This is a genomic window from Steroidobacter cummioxidans (assembly GCF_003104955.1).
This window is the reverse complement of the sequence record NZ_LSRW01000041.1, coordinates 138,673-160,147: the sequence shown is the minus strand read 5'-3', so window position 1 is coordinate 160,147 and position 21,475 is coordinate 138,673. Positions and strand designations below refer to the sequence as shown.

The following is a 21,475-nucleotide window of genomic DNA, read 5'->3' as shown; positions in this document are numbered from 1 at the left end:
GCAGGTGACTCTGCCATTTATCTCCACTGTTGACAAGGCGCAGGAAGCTGTTCGTCGCATCAACGCGACGGCCGAGGCGGAAGGGGTCCGACCCGTGATTTTCAGCACTTTGGTGCAGGAGGACCTGCGCGAGATNNNAGATCATCAAGCGCGCCAACGGCCTGTTCCTGGACTTCTTCGATGCGTTCCTTGGCCCGCTGGAGATGGAGCTGAAGCTCAAATCCTCGCGCGCGCAGGGCAAAGCACACGGCATGCAGGATATCGGTGCTTACACCACGAGGATCAACGCGACCAATTTCGCCCTGGCCAACGATGACGGCGCTGTCACGCGCGACTACGAGCGGGCCGATCTGATCCTGGTCGGCGTGTCGCGCACCGGCAAGACGCCCACCTGTCTGTACCTGGCCTTGCAATACGGCATCTTCGCCGCCAATTATCCATTCGCTGACGAGGAGCTCGAGACCGGTCGGTTGCCCGCGGCACTGATCAAGCATCAGCGCAAGCTGTATGGCCTGACCATCGCGCCGGAACGTCTGCAACAGATCCGCAACGAGCGCCGGCCGAACAGCAATTATTCGTCGCCTTCGCAAGTCGACTTCGAGGTGCGCACCGCCGAGGCGCTATTCCGTCGTTACGATATTCCGTGCATCAACACCACCGAATGTTCCATCGAAGAGATCGCCAGTCGCATCCTGGACCGGACCGGGGTCGAGCGCCGGCTGCGTCCATAAGCATCTGCCAGCACGACACGAGCGCGCCGATGGCACGCATGTCGCATGCGCGGCGGGCCCATGAAACGTCCCGTGACGCAAGTCACACACCACTGGCAGTAGTAAGAAACTGCTGTGCTATATTCGGCTCATGTCGATAGACCTTACAGCAAGCGATGTGAATTGCCCGGTCAGCTGGCGCTCCCGTCCGGGCAGCTTCGTCAGCCTGATGTCGCTGTACGAGAGCAATTACATCCGGCTCGCCTGGCTGGTGCCGGATCTGGAAAGAGCGGCAGCCACGCAGATTTCAGTGGTCGATGGCGATTGCCCGCTGCATCTGGCGGTCGAGGAGCGCAGCCGTTATACGACGACGCTGCGGCTCACCTACGTGTTCGACGATGAAGCCGGCTCGCTGGCCGATCCCGATCTGTTGATTCGCGTGTATCGCGATGCTCGTCTGGCCGAAGTGCAGGCGTGTGCGCGCTGGCATCGTCACGCGCTGCTCGAATCGTTGCGCTCGCAGCTGGCGCGCGATCTCGGCGATCGCTGGCTGCGTAATATCATGCTCAACAAATGGCTCGATTATTGCGTCGAGCGCGGACATCACTTCCCAGCGCTCGCTGCGACCTAAGTCCCCATCGCCCGTGACGGGCACGCTATGGAATTCTCCGATCGGCTGAGCAATCTGCGCCAGCTCCTTGCTCCGGGCGCGCGTCAACCTGCCGAAGACGAGCGGCTGCTGCAGCTGTATTGGAATCGGGCCGAGCTCAAGAAAGAGCTGTCGCGCTTGCAGGACGAGCGGCACAAGCTGATCGAGCACCTGAACAAACACGAAGCCACGTTTGCACGCCACAGCGAACAGCTGTTGCAGCTCGAAGAGTTTCTCGGCCATCCCGAGACCGGTCCGCACGCTCTGGTTTATTTCCAACTGCGCTCGTTGTGGCGCGCCTCGTCGGCGAAAGTCGCACGCTTCGCACAACAGCTGCAGCAGCAGCAGGCCGATCGCGAGCAGCGTCGTCAGTTGCTAGAGCTGGATCGTACGCGTCGCCAGCAACTCGCCGATTTCGATCGTCGTATCGCAAGCTCACGGGCGCGCGCCGATGAGCTCGAGGCGCAGCTGAAGCTTCAGGAGGCGAAGCTGGAGAGCATGCGCGGCTTCTGGAACTACGCGCGGCGTCGGCGTCTTGCCGAAGAGATCGCAACCGAGCGCCAGCTGTGGGATCAGGCGGCCACCGAAGTCACCGATCTGAGCGACGATCGCGCCGCGCTCGAAGAGCAGGCGCCGCCGCCGTTCGAGGGCATCTCCGTAGATGGCCGGCGCATCGTGAACACCGCCGTCATCGCATACGCGCAGCAGCTGGTTGTGACATTGTCCACCGGCGGACTCGCCGTGCTCGCGAAAGAAACGACCACGAAGCGGGTGTTCGATATGAAATACGGCACTCGTGAAGAATGCTCGCGCTTGATGATGTTGTTGCGCGAGGGGCTGAGCGTCGTCAAAAACGAAAAAGACGATCTCAGTGGCTTGAAGGAGCGCACCGATGCATTGCGCGCGGTGGTGGCCTATCGCAGCGATGCGGATACCGTGCCGCTGACGGATTCGATCGGTACGTTGCCGGTGCCCGTGGCGCCGGTGTCAGGCCTGGAGGCGGGCAATAAAGCCGGCGTGAATGTGCTGGTCGATGACTACTGGGATGTGTATCAGGCGCTGCTGCAATGAGCAGCGCCTGACATTGGTCACGTCAGCTTAGCGCTTTGTTTCTTTCTGGTCGCCCTGAGCCTTCAGGCGCGACAGATACAGATTGCTCATGCCGCTCAAGTCCGCGGCGATCTGCACCGTTTCATCCAACACCGCATCCGGCGGGTCCTGACCCGTGAGGTCAGCGAGCTTGGCAACCGGCGGCTGACCGCGCGACTTGCGGCGCTCGTTTTCACGAGCCAGGCGATCCTGCTCCAGCTGCTCGCGCTCGGCGACGCGTGTCTTCAGGTTCAACGACAGCTTCTTCTGCGTGCGCACTTTCTCGAACGCATCGAGATCGGCGAGCAATGAACGGTAATTCGGATCCGAGGCGATACGCTGCTCGTGCGTCTGCTCGAGGGCCGCGATGGCCTGCGTCAGCTGACCTTCCTTGTTGAATTCAGCCGGACGAATGCGATCCCAGGGCAGGGCGCTTTCGCGCGTGCTCTCACCGACTTCCTCGGGGCTGATGGCCGTCGGCATCGAGATGTCCGGCTGCACGCCGCGATGCTGCGTGCTCTCGCCGGTCACGCGATAGTACTTGCCGATGGTGACCGTCAGCTGGCCGAAGCCCGGATCGGGGCCGAGCGCATAACGATCCAGCGGGTACAGGTTCTGCACCGAGCCTTTGCCGTAGGTCTGCTGACCGACGACGATGCCGCGACCGTAGTCTTGAATTGCGGCGGCGAAGATCTCAGACGCCGAGGCGCTATAACGATCCACCAGCACGATCATCGGGCCGTCCCACGCGGTGTTGGGCTCCGGATCGTCGAGCACTTCGACGCGACCGCCGGTCTCGCGCAGCTGCACGATCGGGCCGGCCGGAATGAACAGACCGGACAGGGCGGTCGCTTCGGTCAGGTGACCGCCGCCGTTGCCACGCAGATCCATGATCAGCGCGTCCACGTGCTCGGTCTTCAACTGCTCGATCAGCTTGCGTACGTCACGCGTGGTGCTGCGATAGTCCTTGGCGCCGGAGGACTTGGCTTCGAAGTCCTGATAGAAGCTCGGCACGTTGATCACGCCGACCTTCATGTCGCGATCGCCACGCTTGATGGTCTCGACTTTCTTCTGGGCTGCCTGAGCATCCAGCGACACCTTGTTACGCTGCAGCTCCAGCACCTTTTCCGGCGAGCCCGGCGCGGCGCCGGCCGGCAGGATGTTCAAGCGCACGGTGGTGCCGACCTTGCCGCGAATGATCTGCACGACATCATCGAGGCGCCAGCCGATCACGTCGACCATCTTGCCGTTCTTGCCTTCGCCGACCGCGATGATGCGATCGTTCGCGCCGAGCGTGCCGTTGACCGCGGCCGGGCCGCCGGGCAACACGTTGAGCACGGTGACGTAGTCGTCGACGAGCTGCAGCGAGGCACCGATGCCTTCGTACGACAGGCTCATCTGAATGCGGTACTCCTCGGAATTGCGCGGCGAGAAGTAGCTCGAGTGCGGATCGAAGACATGCGCGAAGGCATTCATGAACACTTCGAAGATGTCGTCGCTGGTGACCTGCTCGGTGCGCTTGACCACGCGCTCGTAGCGCTTTTGCAGGATGTCCTTGGTTTCCGGCCAGGTCTTCTCGGTGAGCATCAGCGACACCGCATCGTTCTTCACGCGACGGCGCCAGATGTCATTGAGCTCTTCGGGGGTCTTGGCCCACGGCGCCTTGGTGCGGTCGAACTCGAACGACTCATCGACGGTGAAGTCCGGCTCGGACTTGAGCAGGTCCATCGCGTACTTGATGCGCTCCTGGTTGCGCACCTGGAAGCGATTGAAGATGGCGAACACCGGCTCGAGCTGGCCGTTCACGACTGCGTCGTCGAGCTGGTAGCGATAGCGCTCGAACTCGGCGATGTCCGAGGCGAGGAAGTAGCTGCGGCCGCCATCGAGCTGCTCGATGAAGCGATCCAGCACCAGCGAGGACACCGGGTCGTTGATCGGCGACTGGCGGTAATGCGAGCGCTCGATCACGTTGCTGACCAGCTTGCTGACGCGGCGCTGCCGCTCGGTGGGGGACAATTCCTGCGAGTTGGCGGTCGCGACCGCCTTGGCGACCGGCGCTTGCGCCGTGCCCGCCAGTAACGCACAGACCACCAGCAGCGCGGGCAAGCTGAAGATCAACGTATTGCGCCGCTGCTTGGCGGGTTGGTGCGAGGGCGACTGGTACACTGTTTCACATCCTCATCAGGGGGAGGGGGCCGCGGCCATCAAGGCGGCACCGGTCCCGATTTCGACCTAAACCTGAATCGCAAGCAAGGCAGGACAAATCCATTCTATGGTCAAGGCTAGAGAGACGCTGCACTCCGATCAAGTACGCGCTGCTCGTGGGGGGCAGGAATTGGAGGGGCTCAGTCATCAATTCGTTCAGCACCCAGCCGGCGGGTCTGCGGCGTGGCACCGGAGCCCGACATGAGACCGCTCGCCGTCTTGAACGCCATCGTTTTCGGCTCCGCAGCTGCCATCACGTTCGGCCTGCTAGGTGTGGTGGTCATTTTCCTGGTCCTCAAGGGGAGCAACCCGGCACTGGGCAGCGAGTTCCCCGCGCTGTTGCGCAGTAGTGCGGTATTCGCCGTGCTGGCGGCCGTTTCCGGCGCGAGCCTGCTGGCGCTGCTCAAGACCCTGAAGTGGCGCTGGCTGGCGCAGCTGGCAATGTGGGTGGTGATCGCAGGCATTGCCGCGCTGTACTGGCCGGAATGATTACAGTGCAGCCGCGGCGCGGGTTTTGCCCCCGAATCCATCAGGGGGAAAACCCTCAAGGCCGCCTCAGGCGAGTCGTTAGCGGCGAATGACGCGTTCCCAGGCGTCGCCGCGCTTGAACGTACCGCTGTTATAAGGATCGAAGCCACTTTTTGCCTTGCTGCTGACCTTATCTGCATGAATGCCGCGTTTGGCATTGCCTGCCGACATAGGGCGTTGCACGGGCGGGACGGCGCCATCGGCGATGCGGGGCGCGATCCGCGCTGGCCGCTCTGCCGCTTGCACCTTCCGGCCGCCGAATAACCGGGCGAGCCACTTGCGCATTCTTCCCAACCAAAAAGTGTAAAGAAAACCAACAGATTCTTTTTAATTTCAACCGCTTGCAGCCTACACGCCGAACTTCGGCGCAGCGCGTTTTTTCATTGAGAAGTGTGACCCGTGTCACGTATCCCTGTTAACGAGTTCGTTGCATCGCGCGGTGCAGATTCGTCTGCACTCAATCGTTGCCCATGCGCGGCTCGACGCGCGTCGGCCGACCGGGCGGGCGCTTGGGTTCCTTTTTGACAGGTGCGCGCCGTGGTGCAGGTGGCTCTTCGTCTTCGTCGAGGGTCTTGCGTTCGACCGGGGCGGCTTTCACGCCAATGAAGACCGCGCGCAGCAGATACATGAGCAGCAGCGGTCCCAGGGCGATGCTCCAGGCGCGGCCGGACATGTCGGTGAGATCGGCAAAGAAATCGATGTAGAACGTGCTCAGACCGGCGCCTTGTTGATCCGAGGCGCCGTACGGGCCGAGCAGGGCGCCGCCGACCCAGAAGATCAGCGCGGGCAGCAGGAACAGTCCAACGACCAGCCACAGGCTGGCGAAGATCAGCTCGAAGCGCAGCCGGTGAGCAGGGCGCTGCTCATCGGAGCCATCGTCATCGGTATGGGCGGCGGCGTTCATGCGGGCCTGTATAGATGAGGTGGCGCGCATCTTGTCACAAATATCTCGGGATCGGGCATTACGCTGCGCAGTCCCTGCTCCGCGTAAGCCCGGGGTATACATCCATGTACACCCGCTCGGCGGAGCGAAGCAGCGCTTCGCTGAAAGCACCGCCGAGCCCTGCCACGACCCTCGTGCGAGCAGTCAAAAAGGCGCGACTTTTTGTCGCTCGCCGCCGCTATGGCGGCGGGGTACATCCCTGTACCCGGGCAGTACTCGGTATGATCGCGGCTTTTCATTGGGTCGAGGCACTCACGAATGTCAGAAGCAACCCACGCCGCACCGCTGCGCACCGCCGTCATCGGCGTCGGTTATCTCGGCCGTTTCCATGCACAGAAGTACGCGCAGATTGCTGGTTCGACGCTGGTGGCCGTGGTGGATGCAAATGCCGATGCCTGCGCAAAGGTCGCCGCCGAGCTGGGCACGAAGGCGGTGCATGACTATCGCGAGCTGTTCGGTGCGGTCGATGCGGTGAGCCTGGCGGTGCCGACCCCGATGCATCATGCGATTGGCTGCGAGCTGCTGAAGCACGGCATCGATGTGCTGATCGAAAAACCCATCGCCACGACGGTCGAGGAGGCGCGCGAGCTGGTCGATCTGGCGCGCACTCACAAGCGCATCCTGCAGGTCGGACATCTGGAGCGCTTCAACCCCGCGGTGCTGGCCGCCGCCGAGCGACTGCAGACACCTCGCTTCGTCGAATCGCATCGACTCGCGCCGTTCAAACAGCGCGGCACGGATGTGAGCGTGGTGCTCGATCTGATGATCCACGACATCGATCTGATCCAGGAGCTGGTCGGCACGCCGATCGAGCACATCGATGCCGTCGGTGCGACCGTGTTCTCCGGCGAGATCGATATCGTGAACGCGCGGCTGCGCTTTCAGGGCGGCTGCGTGGTGAACACGACGGCGAGCCGCATCAGTCTCAAGCAGGAACGCAAGATCCGCATCTTCCAGGACGATGCGTATCTGTCGGTCGACATGCAGCAGAAGATTCTCACCGTCATCCGCAAGAAGGACGCGGCGGCGTCGGTGGAATCGCCGGCGCAAGTCTCCATCGAAGAGCAGAACTTCGATCAGGGCGATGCGTTGCTCGCCGAGATCGAAGCGTTCTTGAAAGCGGTGCGCGAGCGCAGCACCCCGGTCGTGACGGGTGAGGACGGACTGCGGGCGCTCGAGACCGCGATGAAGATCACGGCCCTGGTTCAGCCAAAGGTTTCATGAGTCGTTCTCGCTGCAGCGAGCGCAGCGGTTTGCCGGCGACCTGCTGCGCGATCTCCTGGAGCTGAATCAGGCTGACCTCGCCGCGGTCGGCCGCCAGTTTGCGTGCGACGTCATCGAGGCTCTTGGCGCCGCCCGTCAACGAGCGAATCTCCACATCGACTTGTTGAAACACGAGCACGGCGCGTGCGGTCGTCGGGCCCGTGGAGTTCTTGGCGAACAGCGTCGGCGCGCGGCGCGCCGATTTGTTCAGGTGCTCGATCGCCTGCTCGTAGCGCTTTTGACTGATGCCGCCGGAGCGACGCAAGGTCTGAATGGAATAAAACTCGGCAAGGCCTTCGACGATCCAGTCGCTTTCGTTGTCGCCGCGAATGCCGAGCGCGACGTGCACCAGCTCATGTAACAACGGGCTGGTGCGGTTCTCGCTGATCAGTGGCCGGTCCGCATGCACGTAGAGCGAGGCGGGACCGGACAGACCGCCGCGCCACATCGGATTGCCGGCCGATACGATCAGCACGCGCTTGGGGAAGTCCGGAAACACCTCCAGCAGTTTGGGCAGATTCCAGTTGATGAAGGCGAGGGCGTCCTGGCGACGCGCGCTTTCGCCTTCGGGCGCGGCGATCACGGCAGTCACATGATGAATGCGCTCGCTGCGCACGCCGATCTTGCCGATCAGCATCCAGCCTACGGGCTGCACGAAACGCCGCTTCGAATCTTCGATTCGGAAGCTGTGCTCGCCAGAGGCGGCATAGCGAGTCACCGCGGACCAGCCCTTTGGCAATTGGAATTGCAGCGTCGTGCGTGAATGAAGATCGCGAGGTGCCGTGACGCGCGTGCTGGGGATCAGCTTGTCGCCGCGAAACAAGGCCCAGTCCTGGGTGATGTAAGAGTCGTAGCCGCCTGAGGAGCGCTGGTGATTCACCGCAAATTCATAGCTCAGGGTCGAGCGCTTGCCTTGCGGGCGCCACACGACTTCGTGGTCACCGACCTCCAGCGGCTGGTTGGAGCGAAAGTTTCGATAGCGCTTGGAGTCGACCCGCAGCACCAGCTTGCTCGGCAGCCGTGCGCCGTTCAGCTCGAGCTCGACTTGTGCGTGCTCGACCCCTGGCTTGAATGTCGCGCGATAGGTGGCGTCGTAGTAGGCGATCTTCGCGGCCAACGCCGGCCCGCCCATTACTAACGATGCAATGGCGAGCAGGACGGTGCGCAATCCCGGCAGTTTTGCAATCAATTGTGGATCCTGGCGCGGTCGAGACGCGGAGTTTACGGATTTTTGACAGAACTCGGCGGGTTTGGCGTTAGTTGCACAATGTCGGTAGGATGCGTCACCAAGCGAATGTCTTTACGCACTTTCCGTCGGCCGGGCTGCCGGATGGTGCCGTGTGACATGCCCTGATCGTCTTGCCGAAACAGCTGAGCTACTCCTGGCCCTCCAAGACGAATGGGGACGAGCACAGAACACGAGGAATTACGGACGATGTCCGCGACCCTGTCCGCGACGTATAGAACATTGCTGGTCGGCAGCTCCGAGACTACCCGGGGCCTGCTCGACCGACTGCTGGATGCTTCCGACATCGTCATCGACGACATGGTCGAACCCGATCAGGTCATTGCCAGCGTCGCGCGACGCGCACCCGATCTCATCGTTCTCGATGTCGAAGCCGAGGCGGCCACGACACTTGCGCGAGTGTGCGGTGTGCTCAAAGCCAATCCGACCACATTGCTGGTGCCGCTGGTGGGGCTGGCGAAATCCGCCAAGCAGCGACTGCTCGCGTTCGAAGCCGGCGTCGATGACTTCCTGACCCATCAAGTGCGGCGTGAAGAGTTTCTGATGCGCGTGCGCTCCTTGCTCAAGGTGAGCGCGACACGACGGCAGCTTGCGGCCGAGCAGCTGGCCGAAGAGGTGAAGCGTCGCGAGCTGATTCGTGCGGCCTTCCGTCGTTACATTTCACCGAAGCTCGCCGATCAGATCCTCGCCAGCCCCGAGCTGCTGGACTCCATGTTCGCCGGCACGCACAAGCGCACGCAGGTCGCGGTGATGTTCGCCGACATGCGCGGCTTCACGGCGCTGTCTGAACGGCTCAATCCGGAGCAGGTGGTCGAGCTGCTGAACGAGTTCTTCAAGCTGCTGACCGACATCACGTTCGAATATGAAGGCACCGTGTTCAGCATGGCGGGCGACAGCTTGCTGGTGGGCTTCGGTGTGCCGGTTGCGCAGGAAGATGGGGCAGAGCGTTCCATCCTCGCGGCCAAACTGATGCTGGGGAAATTCGCGGAGCTCGCGCATCGCTGGACGGATCGTTACGGCGTGGAAACCGGGCTTGGCATCGGCATCAACGTCGGCGAGGTGATCGCGGGCAATGTCGGTTCGCCCTCGTATATGAACTACACCATCATTGGCGACACCGTGAACGTTGCTTCACGTCTGGGTCAACGCGCGCGTGCGGGCGAAATGTTGTTCTCGGATGCGGTGAAGAATCTGCTCGATGAGCGCGGCGTCGATGTAGGGGCGATGCCTTTGCCGTCGCTGGTATTGCGTGGCCGCTCCAGCCCGATCGGCATCTTCTGCGTGCCCACCAACACCACCGACCGCGTCGACTTCCGCCCCAATTAGAGAATCACGCCGGGGCGTACTGGCGCGCGAGTTTGAGATCTGTCACGAACTCCTCGAACGCGCTGTCCCGATCCGCATCCGGCACTCGCAACAGGTAGGAGGGGTGCACGGTCACGATCACGTCCGCGCTCAGCTCGCTCGCCAACGACTGACCTTTGATGACGTGACCGCGATTCTTGCCGATCGCCGTCGCACGACCGAACACGGCGCGCGCCGCGGTCGCACCCATCGCGATCACCAGCGTCGGCCCGATGAGGCGCAGCTCGTTGTCCAACCAGTGCTGCCGGCACACCGAGATCTCTTGCTCGTTCGGCTTCTTGTGAATGCGACGCTTGCCGCGCGGCTCGAACTTGAAATGTTTGACCGCGTTGGTGACGTATGTTTGTGTGCGCTCGACGCCCGCTCGCTCCAGCGCGCGATCGAGCAACTTGCCCGCAGGACCTACGAAGGGTTTACCCACCAGATCTTCACGGTCACCGGGTTGTTCACCGATCAGCACGATGCGCGCGGTGGCCCGGCCTTCACCGAACACAGTTTGCGTCGCGTTCTTCCACAATGGACAGGCACGGCAATGCTGCGCCTCTTCGCGCAGCGCTGTCAGTGAGCGCGCAGTTGGACGGGCTGGCGGTGTTGGGGCTCGCGCTTCGCGCACGCTTTTCTTCGCAGGCGCGCGCCTCGTCGTCGATGGATTCGGGTGGATCATGCCGTGTATCCGTGCGTGCAGCTGTTTGCAGCTGCAACGGTCGCATGATCCGGAGGGTTCCGAGGCCTTGTCGGAACGTCAGACGATTGCGGGCAGAGGGCGCGTTGCTATTCTTCTGCTTCGTCGAAGGCGCTCGAATCGTCGCCGGCGGGATCATCCAGGCCGATTTCGTAGTCGTCGAAATCGGACAGCTGCGCTGCCGTCTCGCGCTCTTCACGAATGCGCTCCAGACGCCGCCAGGCCGGCTCGCCGGCCTTGGTGACATTTTTCTTACGCTTGTCGATGTCGGCGATCAAATGATCGACATCGAGGTCCTCGGACTCGACGGCACCGCCGTCGTCCTCCTCTTCATCGAACTCTTCGGATTCCGGCTTCTCAGTCATCGACTGCGATCCCGCAACTTGCCGCAGCGCCCCAGGGTGTTTACGGCGCGAGTATATAAAGGGAACGCTGGGGTCTAGCAATAGCGTCTTTGCGGATTCGGTGAACCAGGTCCGCCCCGTGCACCTGCGGGGCGGCGCGCCGACCTCAGTGAATCAACTGATTGAGCTGGAAAATCGGCAGCAACATGGCAAGCACGATGAGCAGCACCATGCCGCCCATGAAGAGGATCATCAGGGGGCCTAGCAGGCCCACCGCCGCAGTCAGGATCGAGTCCATCTCGCGCTCCTGATTGGTCGCTGCGCGATCCAGCATGGTCTCCAGCTCGCCGCTCGACTCGCCGCTGGAGATGAGGTGAATCATCATCGGCGGAAATATTTTCGACGTGCCCAGCGATCTGCCGATCGGCGCGCCTTCGCGCACACGGGTGGCCGCATCCTGAACGGCATCGCGCATCGGCAGGTTGGTGACGACTTCGCCGGAAATGCGCAGCGCTTCCAGCACTGGCACCGCACTCGAGGTCAAAGTGGAGAAAGTGCGAGCGAAGCGCGCAGTGTTCGAGCCGCGCACCACTTTGCCGAACAGCGGTATGCGCAGCAGTATGGCGTGGAAACGACGTCTGGCGCCGGGATCGCGCAACCAGCGCTTAAAGAGCCAGCCGATGCCGACGAGGGCCAGGACCAGCAGCCAGCCCCAATCGCGTAGGAAATCCGAGATTGCGATCAGCACCTGCGTGAGCATGGGCAGCTCGGCCTTGGAATTCTCGAACTGCTTGACGATCTTCGGCACCACGAACGTCAACAACAGCGCGACGATCGAGATGCACACGAGGAACAGCAGCACCGGATAGAGCATCGCGTTGATGGTGCGGCTACGCATCTGCTCGCGGTTCTCGGTGTAATCGGCAAGACGCTCGAGCACGGTATCGAGATGACCCGACTGTTCACCCGCGGCGACAGTTGCGATGTACAGCTCAGGGAAGACGTTCGGGAAGTCCGACAGACCATCGGCGAGCGTGTGACCTTCCATGACCTTGGCGCGCACGGCCAGGACGATGCTGCGCACTCGCGGCTTTTCGGTCTGCTCGGACACCGCAGCGAGCGCCTCTTCCAGCGGCAGGCCGGATCGAACCAGCGTCGAGATCTGGCGCGTGAGCAGCGACAGATCGCTGGCAGACACGCCGCTGCCGATGGAGAAGCGGGCGGTGCGTTGCTTTTGCTCGCGCTGGGTGACTTCATTGACCGTCAGCGGCAACAACGCCTGATCGCGCAGCAGCTGACGAACCTGCCGTGCGGTATCGCCTTCCAGCACGCCTTTGCGTTCGCGGCCCGATGCGTCGACCGCGGTGTATTCGAAAGCGCTCAAAGCAGCTCCCAGTAATTAAGCGCGCTCAATCCTCGCGCGTGACGCGCAGGACCTCTTCGACGGTGGTGACGCCGGAGAGCACTTTGGAGCGACCGTCGTCGCGAATGCTCGGCGTCAACGTGCGCGCATAGCGTTCCAGCTCCTGCTCGCTTGCGCCGTCGTGAATCATGGTGCGCATGGTGTCATCGACCAGCACCAGCTCATGAATGCCGGTTCGACCTTTGAAGCCCAGTGCAGCGTCGGCGCCGGGTCGATACAGCGTGGGCGAGGGCGCACCGTCCGGCACGTTCAGCAACCGACGCTCGTATTCGCCCGCCGGATACGCCTCGCGCGTCTCTGGATTCAACACGCGCACCAGGCGTTGTGCGAGCACGCCGATCAAGCTCGATGACAGCAGGAACGGCTCGACACCCATATCGCGCAGACGCGTGACCGCACCGACCGCGGTATTGGTGTGCAACGTCGAAAGCACCAGGTGTCCGGTGAGCGAGGCTTGCACGGCGATGTGCGCTGTTTCCAAGTCACGAATTTCGCCGATCATCACTACGTCAGGATCCTGACGCAGGATGGCGCGCAGGCCGCGCGCGAAGGTCATCTCGACCTTGGTGTTCACCTGCGTCTGCCCGATGCCGTCGATGTAGTACTCGATCGGATCTTCGACGGTGAGAATGTTGCGCGTGTTGTCGTTGATGCGCTCGAGCGCCGAGTACAGCGTGGTGGTCTTACCGGAGCCGGTCGGGCCCGTGACCAGGATGATGCCGTGCGGCTTGTGGATCAGCTCATCGAGGAGCTTCTGCGAGCGAGGATCCATGCCGAGCGCGTTCAGCTCGAGCCGGCCCGCCTGCTTGTCGAGCAAACGAAGCACGACGCGCTCGCCGTGACCGGCGGGAATCGTCGACACACGAACATCGACGGCGCGACCTGCGACGCGCAGGGAGATACGACCGTCCTGAGGTAAACGTTTCTCGGCAATGTCGAGCTTCGACATGACCTTGATACGCGACACCACGAGCTGCGCGACGGCGCGCTTGGATTGCAGTACTTCGCGTAACACGCCGTCGACACGGAAGCGCACCACCAGGCGGTTCTCAAACGGCTCGATGTGAATATCGGAAGCGTTCTCTTTGACCGCCTGCGTCAGGATGGCGTTGATCAGTTTGATGATGGGCGCCTGATCGTCGCTTTCCAGCAGATCCGAAGGCTCCGGCAGATCCTGCGCGAGGTGGGCGAGGTCGGTGTCCTCTTCGACACCGGCGCCGGCCACTTGCATGGCCGAGTTGCCGGCTTCGTATTGCTGTCGCAGCAGCTGATCGAAAGCCTCGGCATCCACGCGTCGCAGTTGCAACGGCACACCGAGCACGCGTCGCACTTCGGCAATCGCCGCCGGTTGCGCGCCGGCGCGATACACGGCCTCGGCAGATGTTTCATGCACCTTCTGCACGAGCACGCCGTGGCGCTTGCAGAACGCGAACGTCAAGGAAGCCGCGGATGCAGCGGCTGCGGGTACGACCGCCGCGCCACGCACGGCGACCGGAGTTTCAACTTGTGCGCTCATGACAACACCTTGTCCTGAGAAAGAGGGCCAATCACGGCTGCGGCGGCGGTGACTGTTCCGGCAGCGGTTCGGCCTGCTCCGGCTCCACTGATTCGGGATTCGTACCCGGTGCCGGAGCATGTGCGCCCGCGGTCGGGTCGGCATACTTCGCCAGGTCTTCGATCGGCGGCAACAGCGGCTGGCGTTCGCCGGGCAGCAATGTCACACGACCGTTTCTCCGCTGCAGCTGTTGATCGCGCAGCACGTTGTACTTGGCGGTGGTGGTGATGGCCGCGGCCACGCCATCGCGCAAGATGGTCGGACGGATGAACACCATCAGGTTGCGCTTTTCCTTCGAGCCGTTGCGAGTCTTGAACAACTCACCAATGATCGGAATATTGCCGAGGATGGGTACGCGCGCCTCGCCCTCGTTGGCACTGTCGGTAATCAAGCCGCCCAGCACGATCATGCCGCCGTCCTCGACCAGCACCGTGGTGGAGATGGTGCGTTTGTTGGTGATCAGATCGACCGCGCCGGTCACGCCTTGCGTGAGGTTGGAGTTTTCCTGCTCGATCTTCAGCTGCACCGCCGTGCCTTCGTTGATCTGCGGGGTGATCTTCAGAATGTTGCCGACCTCTTCGCGCTGAATGGTCTGGAACGGATTGACCGCGCCCTGATTGGTCGTGCCGGTGTTGGTGTACTGACCGGTGATGAAGGGCACTTCCTGCGCCACTTTGATCTCGGCCTCTTCGTTGTCCAGCGTCGTGATCGAGGGCGTCTGCAGAATGTTGCTGCTGCCATCGTTACGCAGTGCGCGTAACAGCACCGCGAAATTCAGTCCGCCATCTTCGATCATGCCCGCACCGAGCGTGAGGCCGGTCGGCAGCGTCGGGATATTGGTCGTGCTCGGATTGAGGATGGCCGAGGCGAGGCTGCCGAGGCTGGTGCCACCGACGGTCTCATTGAACGTGCCGATGGGAATGGTGCTGCCTTGCTTTTCGCTGAACACGGCCCAGTTCACGCCCAGCTCGGCGGCGCGCGACTGAGTGATTTCGACCAGGATGGCCTCGAGGTGCACCTGGGCGCGACGGATGTCGAGCTTGTCCACCACCGACATGATCTGACGCATCATCTTGGGCGCTGCGGTCACGACCAGGGCATTGGTTTGTTTGTCTGCCCAGATGGTCGTATTGCGATCCTGAGCCGCGGCGGGACCGGTGGCGCCGGGGGCGGCACCGGGTGCGCCAGGGGCTGCTTGAGTAACGCCGGTGACTTGCTCCTTGAGCTTGCCGGCGATCTGCTCGGCGTCGGCGTAATTGAGATAACGAACCTGCGTGTCGCCGCCGGCTTCCAGCGGCGTGTCCAGATGCATCACCAGGCCTTTCATGCGCAGACGCTGGCCCTTCTCACCGGAGATCAGCACGCTGTTGGTGCGATCGTCGGCCACCAGCTTGGCTTGCATACCGGGCGCTTCGCCTTGCTGTTGCGCGCCCTGTGACAGCGCATTCACCACGCGCACGATTTCCGAAGCGCTGGCATTCTCCAGACGAACGATTTCGATCTCTTCATCGCCGCCCTGATCCAGGCGCTGCACGATGCGAATGATGCGCGAGATGTTGTTGGCGCGATCCGAGACGATCAGCATGTTGGAGGCGGGGTAGGCGACCAGGTGACCGTTCTGCGGAATCAACGGACGCAGCACCGGTACCAGCTGCGCGGCATTGATGTTGCGAACCGAAATGACCTGAGTGACCACCTCGTCCGAGTTCGGATTGACGCTCGAGGGCAGATCGTTGCCCGGCACCTGACGCGCATTCGCGTCCGGCAGAATCTTGATGTTGTCGCCGGCGGGCACCGCGATGAAGCCATGCACCTGCAGGATCGAAAGGAACGTCTGATAGAACGCATCGGGCGTCATCGGCGTCGAGGAGCGGATCGTCACCTGCGCGCGCACGCGAGGATCGACGATGAAGGTCTTGCCGGTAATGGTCGCGACCGCGTCGATGATTTCAGTCAGCTCGGCGTCACGAAACGCCGGCGTGATGGTCGCCTGCTGTGACGGCGGTTGTTGCTGTTGCTGTTGCGCCGTCGCCGAGACGCACGTGAGGAAGCACGTCACGGTGAGCGCGAGCAGACCGGAGCGCTTGCCGCTGAGCACGCTCGCCGGCTTCCCAGCAGCTGGGTTGGTTGAAGAAATCGTCATGGACGGTCCTTGACTGAGCAAAGGCAGACTGTCGTTCTTGGAAACGCGGCCGCTCATTCGGCGGGCGGCTGCGGACTGTTCGGGCTTTGGGTCGGGCGCGGCGGCTGACCGGCGTTGGCGTCAGGCACGTTGATCTGCGCCATGTTCAGCGTCAGCTCCTGCGTCTGACCGTTACGTTCGACGGTCACGTTGACCTGACCGGCGCTACCGATGGTGTTGAAGATCTCCATGCCGCGCTGGGGATCGTCCAGCGGGGTCCCATTGATCGACAGCACCAGATCGCCCGGCACCAGTCCCAGCTTGCTGAACTGGGCACGGTTGCGACCGGGGTAGACGCGGTAGCCTCGTTGCACGCCATTGGCGAACACCGGCTGTGGCCGAATGATTTCGGCAAAAGCGCTCGGATTGGTCTCGGCCATGCGTCGGAGATTTTCCGCGGCCTGATTCTGCTGGGGCGGCGGCGGGCGATTGATGACCAACGCAGCCATGGTGCGCTTCGGCAGGGCCAGTGCTTCCAGGTTGCCGCCACGGTCGAGGATGACCTTGTCGATGTACACGGCGTGCAGCTTCGTGCCGGGGCGAACCATGCCGCCGACCGCGAAGACTTTCGCCGACTGCGCCGACTCACCGATGATGGCGAGCCCCTTGGCCGGATCCTCGGCGGCGAAAACGGCTGACAGCACCAGGTTCATCTGCGTTGCGGGCGCATTGGCCGCATCGGGCGCCGCCGGAGGCGCAGCGACATCGAACAGATGCGCGTTCACGATGGCTTGGATGTCCACACCGCTGCGCACGGGCGCGACATTCATCGGCGGCGCGGCCGTGGCGGGTTGACGTTGCGGACCGCGATCCAATACCAGCCAGGTGAGCTGCACCAGTTGCCAGGCAATGGCGACGACCAGCACCACCATCACGACCTGGGGCGCGGTCCGCGACGCCCGGTCGAGCCACTGCTGGGGCGTGAGGTCCTGAAATTCGTGCAATTTTGCAGACAGCGGCATCGTTCGAATACGCGACCAAAGTTAGACGACCAGTGTTGTCTTCCACCTATTCGCAACCAGCGGCGGATCCGTGCTGGCCACGGGTCAGTCCGGCTGAGGCGGCCTGACACGACATGATACGGAGTGGCGTTAGTTTGTCACAAGAGATTGTTCCCATTGATGAAAACACTGTCGCAAATGTCCGAATCGGCAATTTTGTCGGTACCGTCCGTAAGCGACGGCGCAAGGCCATGGATCATAGGCCGCAGCGCCTGGCTGCGGCGTGAGGCGATACCTGCCCTGGCCGTGCTCGATGACCTGAACACCCGCGGCTGCGCACGTTTTGACTGCCTCATCGGGCCGAAGTGCGGTGCGACGGATGCTGCCTTGTATTGTCCGGGGTTCCCCCCTATAAAGAGTGCGAACTGGTAGCGCGCTAAGTTGATGACGGAAGAGAGCACACGGCATGAGCGGGAACTGGTCACCGAGGAAGCCGAGCCAAAGCTCAAGCGGCCTCCGTTGTATCAGGTGGTCCTGCTGAACGACGACTACACGCCGATGGAATTCGTCGTCGACGTGCTCGAACGTATTTTCGGCATGGATCGCACGACGGCCACGCGCGTTATGCTTGAGGTGCATACCAAGGGCAAAGGGGTGTGCGGCGTCTTCACCTTCGAAATCGCCGAGACCAAGGTCGCACAGGTGACCACGTACGCGCGCCAGCACCAGCATCCTCTGTTATGCACGATGGAAGAAACGTGAAGAGGTTCACCGCATCCACGCGTGGCCCTGCCACGCTGGAAACCGACTGCGGTGGAGGTTACGAACCTCCGACGCAGGCAGCGGTCCACTCTTTAAGTTGTTTAGGTATCTGAGAGTCAGTCCGTGTTAAGCAGCGAACTCGAAATCTGTCTCAACGAGGCTTTCCAGTCGGCGCGCGAAGCGCGGCACGAGTTCATGACCGTCGAGCATCTGCTGCTCGCGATCGTGGACACGCCGAAAGTCCGGGAAATCCTTCGCGCCTGCGGCGCCGATGTCGCTCGGCTGCGCAAGGACCTGAAGGATTTCATCGATCAAACCACACCGCGGTTAAAGGATGATGACGATCGCGAAGTGCAGCCGACGCTGGGCTTCCAGCGCGTCCTGCAGCGCGCCGTGTTCCACGTCCAGTCCAGCGGCAAGAAGGAAGTGACCGCGGCCAATGTGCTGGTGGCCATTTTCAGCGAGAAGCACTCGCATGCGGCCTACCTGCTGTCCATGCAGGACGTGGCGCGCCTGGACGTCGTCAATTATATCTCCCATGGCCTGTCGAAGATCGCCGAGGACCGCACCGACAAGGACGAGTCGGCGCCCGGCACCGAGGCCGAGCGCGGCGAGCCCGATGGCGGCACGGCGCTGGAGAAGTTCACGACCAATCTGAACAAGCAGGCCATGGAAGGGCGCATCGACCCCTTGATCGGCCGGCGCACCGAAATCGAGCGCACCGTCGAGATCCTGTGCCGTCGCCGCAAGAACAATCCGCTGTATGTCGGTGAAGCCGGCGTCGGCAAGACCGCGATCGCCGAAGGTCTCGCGCGCATGATTATCGAGGACAAGGTGCCCGAGGTGCTTTCCGACAGCACGGTGTACTCGCTCGACATGGGCGCGTTGATCGCCGGCACCAAGTACCGCGGCGATTTCGAGAAGCGCTTGAAGAGCGTGCTCAGCGAGCTGAAGAAGAATCCGGGCTCGATCCTGTTCATCGACGAGATCCACACGGTCATCGGCGCCGGTGCCGCATCGGGCGGTGTGATGGATGCGTCCAATCTGATCAAGCCGGCGCTCGCCAATGGCGAGCTGCGTTGCATTGGCTCGACGACCTACAGCGAATACCGCGGCATCTTCGAGAAGGATCACGCGCTCGCGCGCCGTTTCCAGAAGATCGACATCGTCGAGCCGACGGTGCCGGAGACGGTGGAGATCCTGAAGGGGCTGCGCTCGCGCTTCGAAGAGCATCACAACGTGAAGTACGCCGATGATGCGTTGGCGGCAGCGGCCGAGCTCGCCGCCCGGCACATCAACGATCGTCAGTTGCCCGACAAGGCGATCGATGTGATCGACGAGGCGGGTGCGCGCCTGCGCCTGAAGCCTGAAGGTGAGCGTGAGACGACGGTCACGACGCAGATGATCGAGGACGTGGTCGCGCGCATCGCACGCATCCCGCCGAAGAACGTGTCGACCTCGGACAAGGATGTGCTGAAGAACCTCGAGCGCAATCTGAAGCTGGTGATCTTCGGCCAGGATACGGCGATCGACTCGCTGGCCTCGGCGATCAAGATGTCCCGCTCGGGTCTGGGCGATCAGCGCAAGCCGGTTGGCTCGTTCCTGTTCGCCGGTCCGACCGGCGTCGGCAAGACCGAAGTCACCCGGCAGCTCGCGCTGGCCCTGGGGGTGGAGCTGATCCGCTTCGACATGTCCGAATACATGGAGCGTCACACGGTGTCGCGTCTGATCGGCGCGCCGCCGGGCTACGTGGGCTTCGATCAGGGCGGTCTGCTCACCGAAGCCATCAACAAGCATCCGCACTCGGTGCTGCTGCTCGATGAGATCGAAAAGGCGCATCCGGATGTGTTCAACCTGCTGTTGCAGGTCATGGACCACGGTACGCTCACCGACAATAACGGCCGCAAGGCGGACTTCCGCCACGTGGTCATAGTCATGACGACCAATGCCGGTGCGTTCGAAATGAATCGTCCGTCGATCGGCTTCACGCAGCAGGATCACTCGACCGATGGCATGGAGGCGATCAAGCGCATGTTCACGCCCGAGTTCCGCAACCGCCTGGACGGCATCATCCAGTTCAATGGCCTGGATCCGCGCACCATTCAGCGCGTGGTCGACAAGTTGCTGGTGGAAGTGGAGGCGCAGCTCGAGCAGAAAGGCGTGCAGCTGCACATCGACGATGCGGCGCGCGAGTGGATGGCGCGCAAGGGCTACGATCCGAAGATGGGCGCGCGTCCGATGGCTCGCGTGATCCAGGAAGCGATCAAGCGACCGCTGGCGGAGGAGCTGCTGTTCGGACGCCTGGTCGGCGGCGGTCACGCGTTCGTGACGGTCGGCGCCGACGACAAGCTCAAAGTCGAATCGCGCGCCGACACGGAGCAGGCGCTGCTCGAGGAAACCAAATAGGTAAATCGGCAGCAGGGTAGCTGCCGGTTATCTGCGGAGAGCGGCCTATCGACAGCGCTGTGGTGCGTCTGTCGAACAAGAATCCTTATTTCGCGTCAGCGGCCGCGGTACACGATACGGCCTTTGGTCAGGTCGTAGGGCGTGAGCTCCACGGTGACCGCATCGCCGGTCAGAATGCGGATATAGTTTTTGCGCATCTTTCCGGAGATGTGCGCAATCACGGTGTGGCCGTTATTCAGCTGCACCTTGAACGTAGTGTTGGGCAGCGTGTCGATCACGCGGCCTTCCATCTGAATCGCATCTTCTTTCGACATGCACTCTCGATGACTGTCCGGCAGGGCCCGCCGGCAGGGCGCGCGAATTGTGCATAAAGCCCCTAGCCAATGCAATTGACACCGGACCTTAGACGATCCCGTGCTGGGCATTCGTCGCATCAATTCGTCATACGTTCGCCGGGGGTGCTTCGTTCCCGGCCGGCACGGCTTCGTTCCACAGGCCGGGCTGGAACAGGCCGCCCAGGTGCTCATCCAGCGCGTGGGTGAATTCCGCGCGCGGGATCATCTTGGCGCCCAGGCTCATCAGGTGGGGGGTCGACATTTGACAGTCGATCATGTGGAAGCGACGCGAAATCAGCTCCTCGCAGAGCCGTTTGAGCGCAACTTTGGAGGCATCGCGCTCGGTACTGAACATCGATTCGCCGAAGAACATGCGCCCGAGCGCAACGCCGTACAGGCCGCCAACCAGCCGGTCGTCGAGCCAGGTTTCCACCGAATGGGCGAAGCCCAGCCGGTGCAGCTTGACGTAAGCGGCGCGCATTTCCGGGGACAGCCAGGTGCCGCCAGGGCGCAACTCGCTGCTGCCGCAGGCACGCACGACCTCGCGAAAGGCGGTATCGATGCGGGTGACAAAGCCGCGATTACGGCTCGATTTGGCCAGACTGCGCGAAACCTTCAGCTGCTGCGGCATCAGGACGGCGCGCGGATCCGGACACCACCACAAGATCGGCTGACCGCGCGAGTACCAGGGGAAGATGCCGCGTCGATAGGCGGCCAGTAGTCGCATTGGGGACAAGTCGCCGCCAGCGGCGAGCAGTCCATCCGGTTCGACCAATGCACGATCCACCGGCGGAAACGCATCCGGTGAATCGTGCTCCGAAAGCCAGACAATCGAGCCGCGCATGGG

Annotated in this window: 20 protein-coding genes; 8 read left to right on the top strand and 12 right to left on the bottom strand. The window is 62.5% G+C overall.

The window, feature by feature from the left end; all coding sequences use genetic code 11:
• The first annotated feature begins 140 nt into the window (after nucleotides 1–140).
• From D0550_RS20150 to D0550_RS20140, 3 genes are all read left to right on the top strand, one after another.
• Nucleotides 141–731 carry a pyruvate, water dikinase regulatory protein gene (locus D0550_RS20150; RefSeq protein ID WP_116810980.1) on the top strand — a complete coding sequence of 197 codons (591 nt, stop codon included), beginning with the start codon at nucleotides 141–143 and terminating at the stop codon, nucleotides 729–731.
• A 130-nt stretch (nucleotides 732–861) separates the two neighbouring features.
• Complete coding sequence (locus D0550_RS20145) at nucleotides 862–1,341, top strand: DUF1249 domain-containing protein (protein WP_116810979.1); 480 nt, start codon at nucleotides 862–864, stop codon at nucleotides 1,339–1,341.
• Between the two features lie 27 nt (nucleotides 1,342–1,368).
• The gene (locus D0550_RS20140; protein WP_116810978.1) at nucleotides 1,369–2,430 is read left to right on the top strand and encodes a hypothetical protein; all 1,062 of its coding nucleotides are present in this window, start codon (nucleotides 1,369–1,371) and stop codon (nucleotides 2,428–2,430) included.
• 27 nt (nucleotides 2,431–2,457) lie between these two features.
• On the opposite strand, the gene D0550_RS20135 is transcribed toward D0550_RS20140, so the two are convergent.
• Nucleotides 2,458–4,614 carry a carboxy terminal-processing peptidase gene (locus D0550_RS20135; protein WP_116810977.1) on the bottom strand — a complete coding sequence of 719 codons (2,157 nt, stop codon included), beginning with the start codon at nucleotides 4,612–4,614 and terminating at the stop codon, nucleotides 2,458–2,460.
• 240 nt (nucleotides 4,615–4,854) lie between these two features.
• Here D0550_RS20135 and D0550_RS20130 point away from each other — a divergent pair, with 240 nt between their 5' ends.
• Nucleotides 4,855–5,142, top strand: a complete 288-nt coding sequence (locus tag D0550_RS20130; protein WP_153067242.1) for a hypothetical protein — start codon at nucleotides 4,855–4,857, stop codon at nucleotides 5,140–5,142.
• A 78-nt stretch (nucleotides 5,143–5,220) separates the two neighbouring features.
• Here the strand turns inward: D0550_RS20130 and D0550_RS20125 are convergent, their stop codons facing one another.
• Entirely contained in the window at nucleotides 5,221–5,466 is a 246-nt protein-coding gene (locus D0550_RS20125; RefSeq protein ID WP_116810975.1) for a hypothetical protein, read from the bottom strand.
• Between the two features lie 172 nt (nucleotides 5,467–5,638).
• Complete coding sequence (locus tag D0550_RS20120; RefSeq protein WP_116810974.1) at nucleotides 5,639–6,085, bottom strand: hypothetical protein; 447 nt, start codon at nucleotides 6,083–6,085, stop codon at nucleotides 5,639–5,641.
• Nucleotides 6,086–6,382: 297 nt separating this feature from the next.
• On the opposite strand from D0550_RS20120, the gene D0550_RS20115 reads away from it, so the two are divergent.
• Nucleotides 6,383–7,348 (top strand): Gfo/Idh/MocA family protein, encoded by a 966-nt coding sequence (locus D0550_RS20115; RefSeq protein ID WP_116810973.1) that lies wholly within the window; start codon nucleotides 6,383–6,385, stop codon nucleotides 7,346–7,348.
• Here D0550_RS20115 and D0550_RS20110 read toward each other — a convergent pair.
• Nucleotides 7,317–8,576, bottom strand: coding sequence for a hypothetical protein (locus D0550_RS20110; protein ID WP_153067241.1), 1,260 nt, complete (start codon nucleotides 8,574–8,576; stop codon nucleotides 7,317–7,319). The two genes, D0550_RS20115 and D0550_RS20110, sit on opposite strands and share 32 nt — an antisense overlap.
• A gap of 246 nt (nucleotides 8,577–8,822) precedes the next feature.
• Here D0550_RS20110 and D0550_RS20105 point away from each other — a divergent pair, with 246 nt between their 5' ends.
• Nucleotides 8,823–9,959, top strand: a complete 1,137-nt coding sequence (locus D0550_RS20105) for an adenylate/guanylate cyclase domain-containing protein (RefSeq protein WP_161965946.1) — start codon at nucleotides 8,823–8,825, stop codon at nucleotides 9,957–9,959.
• A 4-nt stretch (nucleotides 9,960–9,963) separates the two neighbouring features.
• Here the strand turns inward: D0550_RS20105 and D0550_RS20100 are convergent, their stop codons facing one another.
• The 6 genes from D0550_RS20100 to gspC all read right to left on the bottom strand — a co-directional run bounded on the left by D0550_RS20100 (nucleotide 9,964) and on the right by gspC (nucleotide 17,146).
• On the bottom strand, nucleotides 9,964–10,662 hold the full coding sequence (locus D0550_RS20100) for a UdgX family uracil-DNA binding protein (RefSeq protein WP_116810970.1): 699 nt from the start codon (nucleotides 10,660–10,662) through the stop codon (nucleotides 9,964–9,966).
• A 107-nt stretch (nucleotides 10,663–10,769) separates the two neighbouring features.
• Nucleotides 10,770–11,045 carry a hypothetical protein gene (locus D0550_RS20095; RefSeq protein WP_116810969.1) on the bottom strand — a complete coding sequence of 92 codons (276 nt, stop codon included), beginning with the start codon at nucleotides 11,043–11,045 and terminating at the stop codon, nucleotides 10,770–10,772.
• Between the two features lie 145 nt (nucleotides 11,046–11,190).
• Nucleotides 11,191–12,408, bottom strand: coding sequence for a type II secretion system inner membrane protein GspF (gene gspF / locus D0550_RS20090; protein WP_116810968.1), 1,218 nt, complete (start codon nucleotides 12,406–12,408; stop codon nucleotides 11,191–11,193).
• 25 nt (nucleotides 12,409–12,433) lie between these two features.
• Nucleotides 12,434–13,963 carry a type II secretion system ATPase GspE gene (gspE, locus tag D0550_RS20085; RefSeq protein WP_116810967.1) on the bottom strand — a complete coding sequence of 510 codons (1,530 nt, stop codon included), beginning with the start codon at nucleotides 13,961–13,963 and terminating at the stop codon, nucleotides 12,434–12,436.
• Between the two features lie 31 nt (nucleotides 13,964–13,994).
• Nucleotides 13,995–16,145 (bottom strand): type II secretion system secretin GspD, encoded by a 2,151-nt coding sequence (gene gspD / locus D0550_RS20080; RefSeq protein WP_161965945.1) that lies wholly within the window; start codon nucleotides 16,143–16,145, stop codon nucleotides 13,995–13,997.
• A 53-nt stretch (nucleotides 16,146–16,198) separates the two neighbouring features.
• Entirely contained in the window at nucleotides 16,199–17,146 is a 948-nt protein-coding gene (gspC, locus tag D0550_RS20075; protein ID WP_116810965.1) for a type II secretion system protein GspC, read from the bottom strand.
• A gap of 423 nt (nucleotides 17,147–17,569) precedes the next feature.
• Between gspC and clpS the strand changes: the two genes are divergently transcribed.
• Nucleotides 17,570–17,887 (top strand): ATP-dependent Clp protease adapter ClpS, encoded by a 318-nt coding sequence (gene clpS, locus D0550_RS20070; protein WP_116810964.1) that lies wholly within the window; start codon nucleotides 17,570–17,572, stop codon nucleotides 17,885–17,887.
• A gap of 123 nt (nucleotides 17,888–18,010) precedes the next feature.
• Nucleotides 18,011–20,293, top strand: coding sequence for an ATP-dependent Clp protease ATP-binding subunit ClpA (gene clpA, locus D0550_RS20065; RefSeq protein ID WP_116810963.1), 2,283 nt, complete (start codon nucleotides 18,011–18,013; stop codon nucleotides 20,291–20,293).
• A 95-nt stretch (nucleotides 20,294–20,388) separates the two neighbouring features.
• On the opposite strand, the gene infA is transcribed toward clpA, so the two are convergent.
• Nucleotides 20,389–20,607: a translation initiation factor IF-1 gene (infA, locus tag D0550_RS20060; protein WP_116810962.1), complete on the bottom strand. Its 219-nt coding sequence runs from the start codon at nucleotides 20,605–20,607 to the stop codon at nucleotides 20,389–20,391.
• A gap of 127 nt (nucleotides 20,608–20,734) precedes the next feature.
• Nucleotides 20,735–21,472: a leucyl/phenylalanyl-tRNA--protein transferase gene (aat, locus tag D0550_RS20055; RefSeq protein ID WP_116810961.1), complete on the bottom strand. Its 738-nt coding sequence runs from the start codon at nucleotides 21,470–21,472 to the stop codon at nucleotides 20,735–20,737.
• Nucleotides 21,473–21,475: the final 3 nt, after the last annotated feature.